The following is a 19381-nucleotide window of genomic DNA, read 5'->3' as shown; positions in this document are numbered from 1 at the left end:
GCTAATAATCAGTGGGTAATAAAGAAAACCCCCACTGATTAAAGTTTCACTTTATCCGTTAAATGTACGTATCCTGGACGAGCCCACTTACGATTTACCTCAATACCGTTTTGAGGATGACGCTTTTTATTACGCGGGTTCGTTTTTGGCATCGGATTTTCGCCATCAACTTCTAACACTTCCATACGTACTTTCGTTTGCTTATATGCCGGCGTGTTTGTACGCAAGTCAACGGCAGGACCTGTTAAAAAATTAATTGCCGATTCTTTATCCGTCGAGTTCATCGGTAAATACAGTTCATTCGCTTTTACACGATCCGTTACAAGTGCACGTAATTTAAGTGCTCCAAATGGAGAAACAAGGCGTACTAACGAACCAGTTTTCACTCCGCGTTCCCTTGCAAGTTCTGGAGAAACTTCGACGAAAACACCTGGTACTTTCGATTGAATACCAGTTGATTTATTTGTCATGTTCCCTTCATGGAAATGTTCAAGCATACGGCCGTTATTAATGTGAAGATCGTATTCTGCTGGGAATTCAGCAGGACGTACCCAATCAGCTATCGCAAAACGAGCCTTTTTGTCCGGGAAGTTAAATCCATCTTTGAATAGAAGCGGCGTATTCGTACCATCAAAACTTCCCCAGTGGAAACTGTTCCACCCTTCAAGCACTTCATAGTTTGCGTGTGCAAATAGTGGTGATAAGCTTGCCATTTCCGCAAAGATTTCACTTGGGTGATTATAATTCCAGTTTGCGCCTAACTTATTAGCAATTGCCTGCACGATCCACCAGTCTGGTTTCGCATCTCCTAGCGTTGGAAGCACTTGATATAATCTTTGTACACGACGCTCTGTATTTGTAAAAGTACCTTCTTTCTCAAGAGATGGCGCTGCTGGTAATACTACATCAGCGTATTGAGCTGTTTTAGAAAGGAACACATCTTGAACGACAAAGAATTCAAGGCTTGATAACACTTCATGTACGTGATTTGCGTTAGAGTCTACAAGAGCCATATCTTCTCCAACAAGATACATAGCTTTCATTTTTCCTTCATCAATTGCGTGAAGCATTTCAATGTTATTAAGACCTGGTTTGTTATCAATTTTTACTCCGTAAGCTATTTCAAATTTCGCACGTTCTACATCGTCAGTAACGTGCTGATATCCTGGAAGCCAACCTGGAAGTGTTCCCATATCACAAGCACCTTGTACGTTATTATGACCTCGAAGCGGATATGCACCAGCACCTGGACGGCGATAGTTTCCTGTTGCAAGAAGTAAGTTTGAAATTGCAGCGGAAGTATCTGAACCACCAGTATTTTGCGTTACGCCCATTCCCCAAAGAATACACGTACCGTCTGCATCACGAATCATTTCTGCCATTGTAACGAGCGTTTCTTTTGAAATGCCTGTAATCTCTTCTGCATATTCAAGCGTATATTCCGCGAGACTATCTTTGAAATCATCAAAGAAGTTTACATTCTCATTGATGAACTGCTGATCGTGCCAACCTTGATCAATCATATATTTCGTAACAGCCATTAACCATACTTGGTCCGTTCCTTGCTTTGGACTAATAAAGATATCCGAACGCTCTGCCATTTCAGTTTTACGAAGATCTGCAACGATTAGTTTTTGACCGTGAAGTTTATGCGCACGTTTCACACGAGTTGCTAATACTGGGTGACCTTCTGTTGGATTACAACCGACGATAATAACAAGACCTGATTGCGCAATATCTTTAATCGTTCCTGCATCCCCGCCCATTCCAATAGTGCGGAACAATCCGTCTGTTGCTGGCGATTGACAATAGCGTGAGCAGTTATCAACGTTATTCGTTTCGAACACTTGACGCGCTAATTTTTGAATAACATAATTATCTTCATTCGTAATTTTAGAAGAAGAAATAAAGCCGATAGAGCCTTTACCGTACTCTTCTTTAATAGAGCCCAATTTATTCGCCACTACATGAAGCGCTTCTTCCCAAGTCGATTCAACGAACACTCCATTTTTACGAATTAAAGGTTTCGTAAGTCGTTTTTCAGAATTAACGAAATCCCAACCGAATTTTCCTTTTACACAAGTAGAAATTGCATTAACTGGTGCCTCAGAAGTTGGTTGTACCTTTAAAATTTTGCGCCCTTTCGTCCATACTTCAAATGAACAACCTACACCACAAAACGTACATACTGTTTTCGTCTTCTTCGTACGAGTGTCACGCATCGCAGCTTCTACTTCTGACACAGCGAAAATACCGCTATATCCAGGTTCAACCTCTTTAATAAGATCGACCATAGGTTCAAGAATATCCGGCTTCAGCCCAGTCATAAATCCAGCTTCACCAAGCATCGATTTCTCCATTAAAGCATTACAAGGACAAATCGTTACACATTGACCGCAGCTTACACATGAAGAATCGTTAATATCTACTCCTTCATCCCAAATAACACGTGGGCGCTCTGCCTCCCAATCAATAGATAACGTTTCATTTACTTGTAAGTTTTGACACACCTCTACACATTGACCGCATGCGATACATTGATTCGGGTCATAGCGGTAAAATGGATGGGACATATCAACTTCGCCTGTATCAACTTTTGGTTCATAAGGATATTTTTGATGCTCAATTTCCATTAATTCTGCCGTATTATGCAGTTTACAATTCCCGTTATTGTTGTCACAAACCGTACAGTAAAGTAAATGATTTTCTAGTAAACGGTCCATCGCCTCATGTTGTGCTGCCTTCGCACTAGTAGAGGACAACTCAATATTCATACCGCTCGTCACTACAGTAGAACAGGATCGCACAAGCTTTCCGTTAACTTCTACAATACAAGTATCACACGTTTGAATAGGATCCACTTCCGGCACGTAACAAATTTGTGGATGTTCAATTCCGTTCTCATTAATAATGCCCAGTATAGTTGAACCAGGCTCAGCATTATACTCTTTGCCGTTAATTGTAATATGAACCATGCTGTCGTTCATGGTTACTCCCCCTTTTTGAGAATAAAAAAAACTCCACCACGAAAATATACGCACCACATTTTTGGCACGTTATCATCATGGTGGAGTAGTTTATTAGCACATCTTGCTAAAATACCAGTCCATTTATTCATAAATAAAATGATAGATTCATAACAGGTCATATCACGATTCCATCTTTAACACTGTAATTATAGCGTTAAATCGAAAAATACACAATGTTGCCGCAAATTTAATTAAAATAAGTCCAGCTATCCCTCCAAGAAGTACAACAATGAACTGTCCTCCATCCATACCTCCGAAATCGTCAAGCGGAGAATCCGGAAGCCCCAGAGCAAGAGCAACTGCGGCTAATATTGAATCAATCGCAAAGGCAAGGTCAGCTAATGCAATCTTTCCTACTGTGAACCAGTAGCTTTTTCCTGCTGCTTCCTTTTCATCTTCCTTGTGAATATTTTGATTATTTTTTCCGAATTGCGCCTGAATGACATGCTTTAATCCTAAGTAAAGAAGATAAGCTGCTCCTATCGCCTGTATTTGCCAAACATTTGCAATAAATGAAATCGCAAAAAGGGCTGCGAATCGAAAAACAAAGGCCATAATAATTCCGTAATTTATAGCTCTTTTTTTCTCTTCTTCGGGTAAATGCTTGGCTATAACTGCTAGTACAAGGGCATTGTCAGCCGATAACAATCCTTCTAATCCGATTAAAATTAACAATGCCCAAGCATACTCTAGCCATATTGAATCCATCCGCTTCTCTCCTTTCTAAAACTAAAATCAGATAAGGTCTTTGCTCATTAGAATTTCCTATTAAGCCAAATTAAATGCTAAAACATTTTGACAGTTACTTTGCTGTCCTCTATTTGTTATAAATTTCAACAAAAAACAAATCTAGATTGTGGTTCCCTTAGAAAAGGTGACGCGACATTGTGCTTAAAAACTTGATGAATTCATCTTCACTTACAGGTTTACTGTAGTAATAGCCCTGAATTAGATAACATGCATTACGTTGTAACACTGTTAATTGTTCCTTCGTTTCCACCCCTTCTGCGATCACTTTCATGTTTAAAGTATGCGCTAGTGAAATAATGGTATGAATAATTTCATTTCCATCAGTAGAATTTCCGATCCTATTAACAAATTCTCTTGGAATTTTCAAGGTATCAATTGGATACAAAGGGAGATATGCTAATGAAGAATACCCTGTACCAAAATCGTCAATTGATAAATGTACACCATATGATTTTAATGCTTTTAACTTCGATAAGGTTTCTTTTTCATCTACCATTGCTATTCTCTCTGTTAATTCTAAATCAATCGAACTAGCAGGTACCCCTACTTCTTCTATGGTAGATATGATTGCTTGAACAAAATCTTTCTGTTCAAACTCTATAGCTGATAAATTTATCCCCATTTTTAGATTTGCATAGCCTGCAGAATGCCACTTTTTCAGTTGTCGACACGCTTCCTGTAACGTCCATTTCCCAATTGGAATAATTTCCGACGTTTCTTCCGCGATAGGTATAAATTCAAAAGGGGAAATAAGTCCCAGTTTTGGATGTTGCCAACGAATTAAAGCCTCTGCACCAATAACCATACCAGTCTTACTGTCAACTTGTGGTTGATATAATAAAAACAACTCATTATTTTCTAATGCCTTCGGTAAATCCTGTTCTAATCGTAATCGTCTTGTTATTTTTTTTGATAATGTCTCGTCATACATGCAAACAGCATTATTACCTTTTTCCTTTGCACTATACATAGCAATATCAGCATGTTGTAAAAGTGTAGTAGTATTTATTCCTCCAAACGGATACACCGCTATTCCTATACTAAGAGATAAATAAAAACTATGTTGATTAACTACAAATGCTTCTTCAGTTATACGAAATAGAGTTTCACACAACTCCAATAGCTGTTGCTCTGTGTGGTTATGGACTATGATCGCAAACTCATCTCCCCCTATTCTCGCTAGAGGAATAGCCGGTGACAGACATGTCCTAAAACGTTTAGCAACTTCTTTTAAAACACTGTCACCAATTGAATGTCCCAGTGTATCGTTAATGGTTTTAAAACGATTTAAATCTATATACAAGAGTCCAAATTCACCCTGCGTTTTTCGTGCACGCTCAATGGATTTTTCTAATTCTTTTTGGAAGAATATTCGATTTCCAATCTCCGTCACTGTATCATGGAATGCTAGATAGTTTATCTCATCTTGTTGTTTCTTCATTCTCGTAATGTCTTTTACCATTACATAACTCCCAAAAGTTTGTCCTTCTATCATAATAGGAACAATGGTGACGTACCAAAAATGAATGTCCTTCTCATTATTATTTTTCACACGTAATTGTAACGAAGCCGAACTGCATCGTTTCCCTTCCTGTAGAGCTGCTTCCAATTCAGATCTATCTTCGTCTAAAAAAATCGAGAAGCACTCTTTACCTATTAATTCATCACTGTTTTTTCCTAATAACATACTTCCAGCCTGGTTTATATTTAACACAGTACCATTTGAATTAATCGTTAAAATAGGATCTGGATGATACTCATATAATGACTTAAATCTCTCTTGATTTTTGACCAAGTCATTAGATTTGTTTATTAAATCTTCTGTTCTTTGAGATACTTTTTGTTCTAATTGATTATTAAACACTTTTAACATTTCGGTTAAATCTCTGTTTTGCATTCGTACGATAGTATGACGAATCAGCACAAATACAAATGCAATACAATTCCCAGTAATAAGTGTAGCCGAGGAAGTTTGCTCTTTTAAAGTAAAGCCAATTAATACCGCAACTGCAAGATAAGGAAATATAACAAGAAGTTTCTTCCCAAATGTGGGATCGATAATGAAATAATTCCTTCTAGAAGATGCATTCTTTGAGATCGAAGCAGCAATAGCGATAAATAATAGGAAAACTCTATACAAACACCTTAATAATATAAGTGAACGATCTGACAAATCATCTTGTAAGTAAAAATACAAGTAGTCCGTAATAGCCAATCCAGTTAATACGAGAATAAAAATAAATAATTTACTTTTCGCATTAAAAATAGCTGGTCGAAAGATTAGACTAACTCCTAATAAAAGAAGTAATAAATCTATAATCGGAAAAATAAATGAGAGAAAAACATCTCCAATTGATAAGAATAAGATATTTGCAGAAGGTTTATTAAACAGGTACCACTCTAATGTAAAAATGGCAGTAACAACAATACATAAATCACAAATTAAATACGCTTTTTCCCACTTGTTACATTCCATAATGATTTTATAAAAGAATGCAAAGAGAAAGAAGAATAAGAAAAACAACAAAAACACATCAGAGATATTAAAATTTTGTATCGGCAATTCTACATTAAGTACTTGAAAAGCGGATATAAAATTCCCAATCAAGAAACACCCTATTGCAATAGTAATGCAAACCCAGAATACTCCTAACTTAATTTTTCCGGATAATATAGAATAAAGTAATGAGATAAATACAGTAGTTTCAACAACTAAGGATGATAGTCGGATATTAAAATCTGATACAAAATAATGATTCGGAAAAACAAATAAAAATATAAAACAAAAGCTTATATAGAATATTAGAGCTATTGTTAATAAGATAAATTGCAAATGTGAATGTTTAAGCAATATATTCACCTTCTTAAGTCTTTCATCATTTTTTCAAAAATTTATTTCTAATTATTATTCATATTATGGCCATTTCAAAAGATTTCTTTCAAAATAAAGCAGCCTTACATTACACCTGTAAATATTCAACAATTTAATAACAGGAATTACAAAAAAATATGAACAGCTATGTCCTTAACACTATCAATTATTGTTATACGAACTATTTATGTAACAAGTTTATTTAATAGCTAATGAGTTCAAAGAATGTTTTCTTTGAACTCATTGTTACTGCCCATCTGAATCATATAACTTAACTATTTTTAAATTAAAATTTCACGTAAAAATAATGAATGTAGGTGTATGCCCCTATCTATTTATCTTTTTTTCTTCATAACTTCTATAGTATTCATTAAGTACGCTAACTTAAACACCGACTTATTTATAATCCTTAATAAGTCGGCGCCAGTATACACTATAAAACTAAAACACATTACAAATAACAAAATTATACTTTAGCAATTTATAAATTACTTATTCCTAGAATTACTAAATTCCCTTTTACTTATTTCAACCTATATTCAGATACATTATTTCCTTTCCATTCATAATAATCTAAAATCCCTTCATAAATGGCTTGTGCTGCAATCTGTCTACCGTTTGCCGTAGATAGTTTACTGTAATCGACACCATTATCTATAAAAGCCAGTTCCGTTAACACAGCTGGCATGCCGTTTTCTCTTATAACATGAAGATCTCCATGTTTAACGCCTCTATCACGTGTTTGAAGGGCCTCTACTAAACGTGCTTGGATTTTTTCCGCTAACACATGACTTTCTTCCACATGAGGATTTGTTTTTTCGGATTCAGAAGATTTATAATAGTATGTTTCTGTCCCTTTTGCATTACCATTATAAGCATTTGCATGAATGCTTATAAAGATATCCCCCTCATTTTGCTTAGCAAATTTAACACGTTCCTGTAAAGAGCTTTTTTGGTCATGTCCAGGTCTAGTATCAGATTCACGAGTTAGTAAAACTGTAAATGGTGTATGTTTTTCGAGCAATTGTTGTAGGCGTAAGGAAGTGTCTAATACGATTTTACTTTCAGGCAATCCTTTTGTGGACTTTCCGGGATCTGCACCACCATGTCCAGGATCAATAATGATTGTTTTACTTTCTAAAGGGTTTTTCGGACTGTATTGAAGGGTATCTGTTTTGGCAGTAAGTTGTGCGGCTTCTGCACGTGTTATGAATTTATTTGGTTGCCAACCATTATCAGTACCAACAGAAATCTTTAAATCAATTAAAATATTGGCAAATTTTTCACCCCAATGTCCTTTTAAATCATCAAATTTACTTTGCCCATTATTATTTGTTCTATCTTGTAGCTTATATGCATTTACTAACATTGTTGCCATTGCAGCACGAGTAACTTTTCCAGAAGGATTAAATATTCCATTTCCTTCACCTTTAATTATTCCTGCTTTTTCAGCAGCAGCAATATACGGCGTTCCCCAGTGGTTTTGTGAATCTGTAAAAGATGGTTTTGCATTTAAGTCAATATGTATACCAAGGGCCTTTGTCATAATTGTTGCCGCAGAAGCCCTATCTAATGTATCACTTGAACCAAAAGTTCCATCTGGATAACCACTCAATACTTTTTTATCAACTAAATAATTAACGGATTTGTCAGCCCATGCAGGAACATCTGAGAATTTATGAGTATTTGCAAATGCACTAGATGAGTAGGATAGTAGACTTCCAGCAAGAATTCCTGTAGCAATTAATTTTTTCTTCAAAATTTAGCACCTCTAAAAAATTATTACAAGTTGGTAAATATATCATTTATAGTTAATCTTTAAATAATACGACCTAGAATAAAGAATAGATTAAATCCGCATTATCCCTATATTAAAGATATCAAATACAAATCGAACTATTATTCCGAAAAGAATCCTGGGACATACACTTATAGATAGAAACTATTAAATATATTCACCAACGTCGTGTAACCAGTATAGTTACTCATATGTACGAGTGTCAATTAAAAAAACCTTACATTTTTGTAAGATAACCATGTTAATTATGTAGCAAGTAATTATTATATAATGTGAATAATTACTCGGTATAATAAAATAGTAATCTTATATTTTAAACAAATATTAATTATCTTGGTAGGCAAATAACTTATAACAGCCACCTTTTTGGCTATGCTTTGGAATCCTACTTTACTCTTCAATTCTCCGTATTAAAAGTTTGTTGATGAAATGTAATAACAACTGTACGATTATACAACCTATTCACCTCAATTAAATCAGTTAAATATTGAGGAAGAGTCGGTTTATCTTTAAAATCATTATGTATTAAGTCCTTTCACAGTGACAATACGCATATTCCCAGTATTTTTCTGATGACAATACTACAAAGTAAGACCTAGCTCCTTCCTTTTGTAAAAATTTTTGATTTACTAAAATTAATTGTAACTTTTCCTCTGTCCGAAACAATTCCATACAAAACAAAAGGGAAATACATATACACTATGTATCTCCCTTTTATTTTGTACCCAATTTTTTTATTGTGTTACGGTCATAACTTGTCCACTACGGTCAACCATAATTTTCATTTTTCCGTCTTGAGCGTTATATAACCCTAGCTTATGTAGATCTTGTTTACATTCTTTTACGAAGTAAGGCAATGTACGAATTTGATCGATATCAGAGCTCGTAATAAAATGAATTAAATGATGCGTCATCTCTTTAATATCATGAACGAGTTCTTCCTTCTCTCGTTTTAATCTTTCATTTTCAGCTCGTAATGAATGTAATTCGCCTTCAAGACCACGTGCATTCTTTTCATCTTTTGAACGCTCTGCCGCCATACTAGAAAGCTTATAGATTCCCTCCATGAACTGATGCAATTCGTGTTCTCTCTTTTCACTACATTGACTAATTGTTTCAAAGTTATCCACGATGCCAGACATAACTGTTACGAGGCTTTTTTCATCTTCTTCATTTCGAACGTCTTCATTTACTTCCTGCTTGCTTTCTTGTTTTGTCTCAACAATTGTCTCTTTTACAGGTGTATACTTACGTTTTCGCCCCGGCTTTTGTTTTTCAATATTTTCAAACGGCATCTCTTGTTTTTTTAATTTATAATACGTGTTTTGCAATTGACTTTCCGTTTTTCGGAAAAGATTCAGCTCATTTTTACTAACATATTTTGAAATATTTGCGATGTTTAAGCCATGACGTTGACAAAATTGATACACTTCATACAATAGTTCTAGTTCAGACTTCAACCAAGTAATCGCTGATTTTTCATATACTCGCATACCGCCATTTTTTTCTATATCTATTTGAAATAATACCATTCTATTATATAAATCGATTAGCTCTTCATACCTGACTTGGAATTTTTTCTCTATTTTTTTAAATTCCGCCTCTAATTTCATATCGTTCGTTTTATTATTTGACATGTTTTGTAAAAGACTTAATACATTGATTGCTGTGTGGTGATACATAATATGTGTCACTCCCCCTCATCCTTTCACAATTCTCATATGACTCCCATGCCCTTTAAGAAAATAGAAATTTTTACATATCCATATTATAACATTTCGAAATTATCTGTCAAATAATTAACATATAAAAAGGTATAAAAAGTATCGAAATAAAAAATGATTTTTAACAAATATTAAAAAATAAAAAATAGCTAAGCAAAATATTATATCAGAAAAATTCTACTTAATTATATTATATGGTATTCCTAATATATTTTCACCGAAAAAGTTTGCGCCACCACGAAATCTTATAGATGAAATAATTGAACATCATGTAAGAAAACCCTCACCTTTACTATAAAGGTGAGGGTTTTACACAACGCTAACTAATTAACCGAAAGAATGACCATTATTACCACGGTGGCTACAGAAAAATAAAAATATCTCAGAAACACTCTACCTTTCTGTCTTTACACACATGGCTGGCTCCTCTCTTCCAACTAAAAGAAGCATTATAGTACTAACTTATCAACTAGCCCGATTAATTCTTGGATATCTGGCTTACTTACTTGAGCATTCGCTCCTACCGCTTCACCTTTATGGAATAATTCATTTGTAATTAATGAAGAGAAAATAATGACTGGTAATTGATTCATTACTTCACTATCTTTAATTACTTTCGTTAAGTGGTGTCCATCCATTTTCGGCATTTCAATATCTGTAATAAGCAGGTGAATATGTTCATACATTTTTTCACCTTGCTCTTTTGCTAATTTTTCAATTTGAGCTAATGCTTCTGCACCATTGCTGAAGAAGTTCATTTTCGTATATCCAGCTGATGATAATGTTTCTTCTAGTATTTGACGAAGCATCGCTGAATCTTCTGCAATATAAATAACTTTTTCAGCTCGATCTGTTTTTTGCTCTAATCCTGCAAGTGATTTATTGTCATAACCAGTACCGCTAATTTCACATACAATTTTTTCATAATCTAATAGTAAAATGATTTTCCCATCTAGTTTTACAATACCAGATGTCGTTTCTTCTAGTCCCATAGATAATGAAGCTGGTTCATCAATTTGTTCCCATGAAATACGTTGAATACGATGCACTTCATCAACACGGAAAATAACTTTCATTTGGTTTAATTCTGAAATGATAAATTTCGTTTGATCAAGTGGTTTTATAGATTTTAAATTAAGAGCCGTTGCTAAGTTAATAACAGGTAAAATTTCACCACGTACTTGAACAACACCTTCAACTGCATGATGAGATTCTGGCACAGTTGTAACAGGGAATGGATTAATAATTTCACGCACTTTCATTACATTAATACTAAATAAATTTTCACCAACAGTGTACGTTACGATTTCTAATTCGTTTGTTCCGCTTTCTAATAAAATACTTTGTGCTTGTGACATAAAGGTGTCGCTCCCCTTCCATTAATTCCGTATATTTAATTATTAAGCTTTATTAAAACCAAAAAGTCAACTACCTATATGAAAAATATAGATAGTTGAGTGATCCTCACAGTTTTAAAGTAGAAATACTACCGGTAAAACTTAATCTTGTATAAACGAAGCAAGTGCCTCTAGTAACACTTCTTGTGCTCCTACAATTTCTGTCGGCATTGCTTCCCATTTTTTCGAAAGTTCCGTTTCCACTCTTATTCTTAGCTCCGGATTCATTTCTTCTAGCACGTATTCTTTCGTTGCTATATCAACATCAAGTAGCGCAAGTGCATATAACTCCGGATCGTTTATTTTTTTAAATACTTGTTTCAATACCGCCGGTGCTATATGTTTTAACTTTTCAATGTGAATTTCCTTATCAGAAAATAGTAACTCATATTGAATATACGTAACATTTTCTTTAATAACTTTAAAATAGCAATTATTTTTTTTATCATTTACAAAATAACCGTTCGGATCTGCAATAATACTCTCTACTTGACGTATTAAATTAGGTAAACTACTCGCCACCATTACAGTACGTTGCTCAATCTCACTTGGCGAAATGAATGTAACGCGATACTTATTCTGCGCCATTCTCCTCACCTCTCCTTTTATATAAACTTAGTCTAATTGTACAATATAGCACAACTATCTTAAATTAATCTAACTCTATTTCAAATCATTGCTCCTAGAATCAGAGAAATCCTCTCTCCAAAAAGTGAAGAGGCACCACCTAAACACTTGGATTACAGCCTCTCCAACTACCTTAGAACTACTCCATATCTCTACAACATGCGAGCCACTCATAAGCACTGTCGCTACTACAATCCGGTGAGCCTACCAATCTCATTCATGGCTCCCAGCCTCTTCAACTAACCTAGAACCACTCCATATTTCTGGTATTACAACATGCGAGACACTCCATATGCACTGACCGCTACTAAACATCGCTGGGCCCTCTCTCAAAACCTAAAAGAAAGCTTTTAAGCCCCTTTCAACAACTCAATGTTATTGAACCAAAAAGCAAGCTGCTGATCCGTAATATCCGGCAACATAACGAAAAACTCACGGCACTTCATCTCATCTTTAAACAGTTGATACTTCCAAACACCACTACTACCAATACTTACGAAGTAAAACTCGTGTATACGGCCAATGATTGCTTGTTTTTCACCAAACGAATATGGAGGCACTTGTTTGATTTCAAATTGATCTGGTAAATATACATGCTCTTCTCGTTCTATTTTTAACATTTGCTCAGCAAGCTCACGTTTATTTTCGAAAAAAGGCAATTGTAAAATTCGCTCTTGTCTTGTCATACGAATATAAAACCCTTCCTACTACGTTACAATTTTTCTTTACGATTTATTATCGAATTAAGTTCACAACTTCATTTAATACTTCATCTGAAATTTTAATTACTTTCGCATTTCCTTGGAAGCCACGTTGATATAGCATTAAATCAACGAATTCTACAGATAAATCTACGTTTGCACCTTCTTGTGCACTACCGCGTACTTTCCCTGCACCATTTTGGCCAGATACGCCCATTGCTAAAATGCCAGTTGTATTTGTCGCTGTGTAGTTACCATTACCATTTTTCATTAAGCCGCCTTCGTTCGGGAACATCGCAACAGCTAATTGACCCGCAGCTTTCATACTTCCATCAGAATATTTTACCATCACATATCCACCGTCAGCAATAAAGCAATCTTTAACAGTCGCTGCCGCTCTACCATCTACGTCTGTTACTGCTAATGTTTTCTCTGTCGGATGATTTGTTAATTTACTAAAATCTAAATTTACTGTTCCGCCATTAAATGGAATAGACGCTCCAGGTTTTTGCTGATTTGGCTTTCCTACCGCATCGAATGTTACATCACCGCCTGCGCCTTGAACCTCTTTAAACTCTGTTTCTTTTTTCGAGTCGTTACGCATATGTACTGTATATTTATAATTATGTTCACTAGTTTGTGTAAATTCTACACGCATTGTCCATGTATTACCGGCATCATCGTATGCAGGCAATTCTTGCGTAATCTGTTTTGCATCGGCTGGAATATTCCCTCCAACGACTCCTTTTGACGTTCGAATACCACCAATTGCTGATCCCATTGGAATTTGCAACGGTCCTGGAATACCAGATAAATCAACTTCACCAGTTGCTGCATTTGCAGGATATGCAAATACATATTGTCCTTCTGTATTCGTAATATAGTAATCTGAAGATATTCCAAATGTACCTTTACGCGTAAATTCCGTGTTGCCGCCTTTTGAATCGCCAACCACGAAGAAACCATTACCTTCCATTGCTGCTTGTGTTTTACCACCAGTTAGCGTAATTGTACCATCGCTATAATCCGTAACTGTTCCGCTCATTTTCACACCGTTACCGATACTTTTCGGATTCGTCCCTGCGTATTTATCGTCGCCTTTTGAACCAATAGAATTGTTATACAGTAAATCATCAAACATTGCTTTTTGTTTTTTATAACCAACTGTTTGTGCATTGGCAATATTATTTGAAGTTACACTTAATGCATTTTGTGTTGCATTCATCCCTGTAATACTTGTATATAACGCTTTAATCATAACGTATGTACACTCCTTATGAATTTGTAGTTTTTACTTCTTCAGTTACTTTTTGATCGTCTTTCTTTGTATCTTCTGGATTCGTTTCTCCAATCGGTTTATCAGACACCCTCTCAACAAAGCGAAGAGATACAATCTTATTATCAATAACGAGCTGTACATCATTATTTTCCGCAAGGCGAACTGTTTCTACTTGACCAGTTACTTTTTTACCGTCACCGTCGATCCCTCTTACGTATTTCCCTAAAAACTTCATTCCGCCATCAAGCGCTGTCGAATACATCGTCGTTCTTAAAGAATCAACTGCTTTTGTCATATTTTGCACTTGTTCCATAAGAGATAACTGCGCTGTCTGATTCATCATTTGATTCATATCCATCGCATTGAATGGATCTTGGTGCTGGAAACTTGATAAAAATAATTTTAGAAAATCATCTTTCCCCATTACACCAGGAGTCTTTTGCTCTCCTGCTGAAACTCCATTTGTTTGTTGAACTGGCGATTGTACACCGTTAACAGGTACATTACTTTTTTGCGCTCCTGCTTGTAACGGAATATGATTTGTACTCGTTGTATTTAATCCAACTGTTGGCACGCTTTATTCCTCCAATAATCCCGCAAATTCTTTTGACTGTTGTTTCTCATGTTTCGTATTTGCTAATTTTTGTTTTTGCCTTTGTTCTTGTTCTCGCTGTTCTTTACGTTGTTCATCTTTTTCTGAATAACTTATTTGAATATTAATTTCTTTTTCTTTTAATTTTAGCTTCAATTCGTCAAAAATTATTTCAACACGCTTTTTCGCATCGTGTTTTTCCATTTCTACATGGACTTCAATTTGATCTCCATGCTTTTTCATAAATACAGTTAATGAACCAAGTTTCTCTGGATTTAGCTGGAATAAAACACGTTCTTGTTTCACTACAAACTTTTGCAGAGCCTCTACTTGTGCTTCCATTTTCTTGCCTAAGTCAGGTAATGTAACCTTCTCAGCTCCACTATTTTGTTTTCCTATTTGGTCAGTACCCGTTGCTTTATTTAATAACTCAGCTCCGGCCGAACTTGAGTCATTTAACTGATCGACTTTTGGTAACTCTACCTTCACATCATCGCTTTCAGCTTTCTGGAGTTCTACTTCCTTAGACTCCTCTTGTTTCTTTGCAATATTACAAGTTTCTGATTCTACGACTTTTAATACTTGCAACGTCTGCTCTGGCATCGTCACCTTGTCTAGCGCCATTTGCATTGTATCTTCTAAACATATGGCATTTTTAATATTCATGTTAGAAAAAAGCTCTTGTAATTGCTGTAATTCAGCTGCGGGCAATTCGTTCAGTTTAATATTTCCGTATTCTTTATATAACGCCTGTATTTTTTGTATGTATTGATATAACAATTCTGGCTGCACACGCAATTGCTCAATTGCAACCATCTGCTCAGATACAGCTAACAATAACTGTTCTGTCTCTTTCTTTTCTTCTTTCTTTACAATCGGCTCTTCTTTCGTTACCGTTTTTTTTGCGAGATTATATTCTTTCTTCTCTTCTTCTGGTGCTTCTTCTCGTTTCGTTTTCTCCGTTTTCGGCTGTTTTTTATTTTCAATTCTCATTGTATTATCGAATGAAGAATTTTCATTTTTCGATTGTACTTCTAGCCCTTTTTCTTTTTGCGGAGGTAAACTTTGCTGCACCGGTAATACAAACTGTATCACTACATCCACCTCATCCGTTCATACACATTTTTAAATCAAGAAGCATTTTTTCTTCCAGCTTTTCTTTTACTTTCGCAAGCTTCTTACAATCTTCTTCATACATTTCATCAATGACACGTTCTTTTTCTTTTATTTGCTCTAAAAAGCTTTCGTTTTTTTGAATAAAACCTTCTGTTTTTTTAATTTTTCGATTCCATTCTTCTATTCTTTCAGGTGAAAATGTATGTGATGAAAGCATACCAGCCATAATACGTTGTCCCGTTTGTACAACCTTATTGCGTGATTTCACAACATATAGATCATATTCTTTTTTTTGTTCTATTTTTCTTTTTTCAGCTGTTAGTTCGTACACTTCTTTCAAGATATGTTCTTTCTCTTGATTAATCTGCAATTTAATCGTGTCGTACTGCTGCTTATCCACCCGTTTTCATAGCCCCTTCCTATTATAACGTTATCTTTTTCTATTATATAGTTTTTTTACAAAAAAATCTGTGAAATATTAAAATCAAAAAAATAAGACCTCAAAGGGCGAGGTCCTATACAATATGGTGCATCGCTTGGACAACATCTTCAAACTGAAAACTATCCGTTCGACCTTGTTTTAAAAACGTATTTATAGCTTCTACTTTATTTTTACATTCAAAAATATAAGCATTTTCTTCATTCTCTTGAATTGTTCCAAGTTTAAAATACAATTCATTCTCTTTATAAATAGATAGAATTTTTCTCATTTCATTTGCAAGTTGCCAATGATTCGGCGATACGATTTCTTCCATAATCCTACTTACCGAATCTAATACCGAAATGGCAGGGTAATGACTAAGAGTTGCGAGCTCACGTTTTAATACAATATGTCCATCTAAAATACCACGAGCTAAATCTGGTACAGGACCATTTAAATCATCACCATCAACTAACACTGTATAAATACCTGTTATTGACCCTTTTTGCATTTTTCCTGATCGTTCTAATAACTTTTTCATATAACTTTCCATTAACAGTGTTTTACCACCGATCGGTAATTCCTTTACCGCAATATCAACACTTCGGCGTGCATCAGCAAAACGAGTAACAGAATCCATCATAAGTAATACATTATTACCTTGGTCACGGAAATATTCAGCAATAGATGTTGCAAGCTTAGCCGCACGAAGTTGCATAAGGTGACTTTCATCTGACGTTGCTACAACAACGACACTTTTTTTCATACCTTCTTCGCCTAATTCTTTTCGAATAAAGTCTTTTACTTCTCGGCCACGCTCTCCTACTAAACTAATAACGTTAATATCAGCTTTTGCGTTTTTCGCAATCATTCCAAGCAAGGTAGATTTACCAACACCCGATCCTGCGAAAATACCAATCTTTTGACCAATCCCAATCGTTAACATGGAATCAATCGATTTAATTCCCGTTTCAAATACATCTGTAATTTCTTCACGCTCAAATGCATGAATCGGCGGTGCATCTAATTTTATTTTTTGTAGTGGAATGTTTTCAGTGTTCTCATTTAACACTTCACCATTCGCACTTAACACTTTCCCAAGTAAATGATTACCACGAGGTACAACAACATCTTCTTCAATTAATGTAACTGCATCTCCGTAACATACTTTTTCTGTCTGTCCAAATGGAAGTAGCATATTATTTTCTTTTTCAATCGCAATTACTTCACATAAGACACTATGTTCTCCAACGAGACAAACATCTCCAATCTTTGCTTTCGGACCTTTCGCTACAAAAAACTGCTCTTGTACACTATGAACTTTGCCAACTTTCGTATAAAACGGTCTTTCAATAAATGTATTCCATTTATTATGTTCATTCATTAGCTCGTTGTTCATACATTTTGCTCCTCAAATAACTTCTCTTCTTCCCACTTATGACGAAGCTTCGCAAATATAGGCGCAAATTTAAACTCAAAAAACTCTTTCTCTTCTTCCAGAACAAATTCGCCAAACTGTAAAGAAAAATCATACTTCCATTCTACTAATTGTAGTAGCCAATACTCTTTCGTATTTTCTTTCTCTTCTTGTATACGTTCAAATGTTTCTGGATGAACCGTTATAATTAATTTTTCAAATGAAGTAGGCAATGTTTGCACGATGCCTGTTAAAATCGGCAAAACGTCTAATAAGCGCGAATCTACCGCTTGATTCACTACTTTTTCTGCTAACTGAAAAGATTGATTCCATAATAACTCTGTCCATTCGTATGCTGTTTCTTGTTGTTCTTTTTGAAACTGTATACGCGCTGCTTCCATCTGTTCCATTTGTTCATGAATATGCATTTGAAACTGTTCTTTATCTTGCAACAACTGCTGACGCTCTCGTTCTAGCATTTGCTGCTGCTGCCTTAGCTGATTCATTTCAATATGTAATGCATCTTGCTGTGCAAGAAGTTCTGCATGATCCACTTGTCTCTCTTCTTCAATGTGAACTGATACTGGTTTCGGAAATTGTAATTCATACGTTTCTTCAGAAAAAGAAACAGAATTCTTCGGAATTCTGTTTTTAAATAAGGACATCATCTTCACCTCTTTGAACGATAATTCTTCCTTCTTTTTCTAACTTTTTCACCGTACCTGTAATCGTTTGTTGTGCTTTTTCAGCATCCGTCATCTTAAGCGGTCCTAAGCCATCTAACTCTTCAAGAATCATCTCTCTACGGTTTGAAGACATACATGTAAATAGTTTCTCTTTAATTTCTTCTTTTGCAATTTTAAGTGCTTTCGCGATAACACCGTTATCTGTAATTTCCTCTAATACACGGCGAAGCGCAAGATCCTCAAGACCAAGTAAGTCTTCAAAGACAAACATATTTTCTTTAATTTTCTCAGATAACGCATAATCGACTTCATCCAGCTTTTGAAAGACTGTTTTTTCAACACCTCGTGAAACATTATTTAAAATGTTCACTATTGTTTTCAATCCATCTGTTTTATTAATAGCACTAAATGCCATATTATTTAATTTTGCTTTTAATAACTCACCAATTTGATTAATTAATTCACCATCTACTTGTTCAAGCTTTGCAATACCCATTACCGTCTCTACACGTTTATGATCTGGTAATCTCTCAATTAATTGAGAAGCAAGTTGCGGCTTAATATAAGAAGCAATAATCGCTATCGTTTGTGGCGATTCATCATTAAGCACTGTAAGAAGTGGCTCTAAATCTGTAAGTGAATTTAAGAATTCAAATGGATTATCTTTGTTATACCAAAGGTCTTCCAATAATTTTTCCAACTCGTCTTCTGGCATATTTTTAAATATACGACGAATGTATTCTTTATCTGGAGTTACTAAATTCAACTCTTTTACATTTAGTTCGTACAAAAACTCCCCTAGTACATTTTCTAACGTTTCCGGTTTATATACACGAAACTTCGCGATTTCGCGAAGTAACACTTCTTTTTCCTCAGCCGTCATATATTCAATGACTTTTGCTGCCACCTCTTCGTTTAATGTACGAATGAGGATGGCAGCTTTCTCTTTGGAGGAGATTTCATCTAACATTG

General features: G+C 35.1%; 14 protein-coding genes and 3 pseudogenes. All 17 read right to left on the bottom strand.

Features of this window, described 5'->3' with window-relative positions:
• Positions 1–38 precede the first annotated feature (38 nt).
• Positions 39–2987, bottom strand: coding sequence for a formate dehydrogenase subunit alpha (gene fdhF / locus I6L50_RS14865; protein WP_219301914.1), 2949 nt, complete (start codon positions 2985–2987; stop codon positions 39–41).
• A pseudogene (locus tag I6L50_RS14860) lies at positions 2956–3148 on the bottom strand (hypothetical protein). Before I6L50_RS14860 ends, fdhF begins: the two are co-directional and overlap by 32 nt.
• Before the next feature lie 55 nt (positions 3149–3203).
• Positions 3204–3737, bottom strand: a pseudogene (locus tag I6L50_RS14855) (TerC family protein); the annotation flags it as partial.
• A gap of 157 nt (positions 3738–3894) precedes the next feature.
• The gene (locus I6L50_RS14850) at positions 3895–6630 is read right to left on the bottom strand and encodes a sensor domain-containing protein (RefSeq protein ID WP_219301913.1); all 2736 of its coding nucleotides are present in this window, start codon (positions 6628–6630) and stop codon (positions 3895–3897) included.
• A gap of 544 nt (positions 6631–7174) precedes the next feature.
• Positions 7175–8410 carry an N-acetylmuramoyl-L-alanine amidase gene (locus I6L50_RS14845; RefSeq protein WP_219301912.1) on the bottom strand — a complete coding sequence of 412 codons (1236 nt, stop codon included), beginning with the start codon at positions 8408–8410 and terminating at the stop codon, positions 7175–7177.
• 448 nt (positions 8411–8858) lie between these two features.
• A pseudogene (locus I6L50_RS34850) lies at positions 8859–9100 on the bottom strand (Ger(x)C family spore germination protein); the annotation flags it as partial.
• 83 nt (positions 9101–9183) lie between these two features.
• Positions 9184–10131 carry a DNA-binding domain-containing protein gene (locus I6L50_RS14840; protein WP_219303705.1) on the bottom strand — a complete coding sequence of 316 codons (948 nt, stop codon included), beginning with the start codon at positions 10129–10131 and terminating at the stop codon, positions 9184–9186.
• Positions 10132–10622: 491 nt separating this feature from the next.
• The gene (locus I6L50_RS14835) at positions 10623–11531 is read right to left on the bottom strand and encodes a chemotaxis protein (RefSeq protein ID WP_002030950.1); all 909 of its coding nucleotides are present in this window, start codon (positions 11529–11531) and stop codon (positions 10623–10625) included.
• A 141-nt stretch (positions 11532–11672) separates the two neighbouring features.
• The gene (locus I6L50_RS14830; RefSeq protein ID WP_219301911.1) at positions 11673–12158 is read right to left on the bottom strand and encodes a LysR family transcriptional regulator; all 486 of its coding nucleotides are present in this window, start codon (positions 12156–12158) and stop codon (positions 11673–11675) included.
• Positions 12159–12547: 389 nt separating this feature from the next.
• Positions 12548–12883, bottom strand: a complete 336-nt coding sequence (locus I6L50_RS14825) for a DUF3964 family protein (protein ID WP_002030948.1) — start codon at positions 12881–12883, stop codon at positions 12548–12550.
• 49 nt (positions 12884–12932) lie between these two features.
• Positions 12933–14156 carry a flagellar hook protein FlgE gene (locus I6L50_RS14820; protein WP_002030947.1) on the bottom strand — a complete coding sequence of 408 codons (1224 nt, stop codon included), beginning with the start codon at positions 14154–14156 and terminating at the stop codon, positions 12933–12935.
• A gap of 16 nt (positions 14157–14172) precedes the next feature.
• A complete protein-coding gene (locus tag I6L50_RS14815; RefSeq protein ID WP_219301910.1) occupies positions 14173–14751 on the bottom strand; it encodes a flagellar hook assembly protein FlgD in 579 nt (192 codons plus the stop codon).
• Between the two features lie 3 nt (positions 14752–14754).
• Entirely contained in the window at positions 14755–15864 is a 1110-nt protein-coding gene (locus I6L50_RS14810; protein ID WP_219301909.1) for a flagellar hook-length control protein FliK, read from the bottom strand.
• Positions 15865–15874: 10 nt separating this feature from the next.
• On the bottom strand, positions 15875–16285 hold the full coding sequence (locus I6L50_RS14805) for a hypothetical protein (RefSeq protein WP_002012036.1): 411 nt from the start codon (positions 16283–16285) through the stop codon (positions 15875–15877).
• A gap of 115 nt (positions 16286–16400) precedes the next feature.
• Complete coding sequence (fliI, locus tag I6L50_RS14800; RefSeq protein WP_219301908.1) at positions 16401–17705, bottom strand: flagellar protein export ATPase FliI; 1305 nt, start codon at positions 17703–17705, stop codon at positions 16401–16403.
• Complete coding sequence (locus I6L50_RS14795; RefSeq protein WP_113938429.1) at positions 17702–18388, bottom strand: FliH/SctL family protein; 687 nt, start codon at positions 18386–18388, stop codon at positions 17702–17704. Before I6L50_RS14795 ends, fliI begins: the two co-directional genes overlap by 4 nt.
• A complete protein-coding gene (gene fliG / locus I6L50_RS14790) occupies positions 18375–19379 on the bottom strand; it encodes a flagellar motor switch protein FliG (protein ID WP_002030936.1) in 1005 nt (334 codons plus the stop codon). Before fliG ends, I6L50_RS14795 begins: the two co-directional genes overlap by 14 nt.
• Between the last annotated feature and the right edge of the window lie 2 nt (positions 19380–19381).

Source organism: Bacillus sp. FDAARGOS_1420 (assembly GCF_019344915.1).
GTDB classification, from domain to species: domain Bacteria; phylum Bacillota; class Bacilli; order Bacillales; family Bacillaceae_G; genus Bacillus_A; species Bacillus_A mycoides.
Note: the sequence above shows the minus strand (reverse complement) of the source record. Positions and strands in the feature narration are given on the sequence as shown.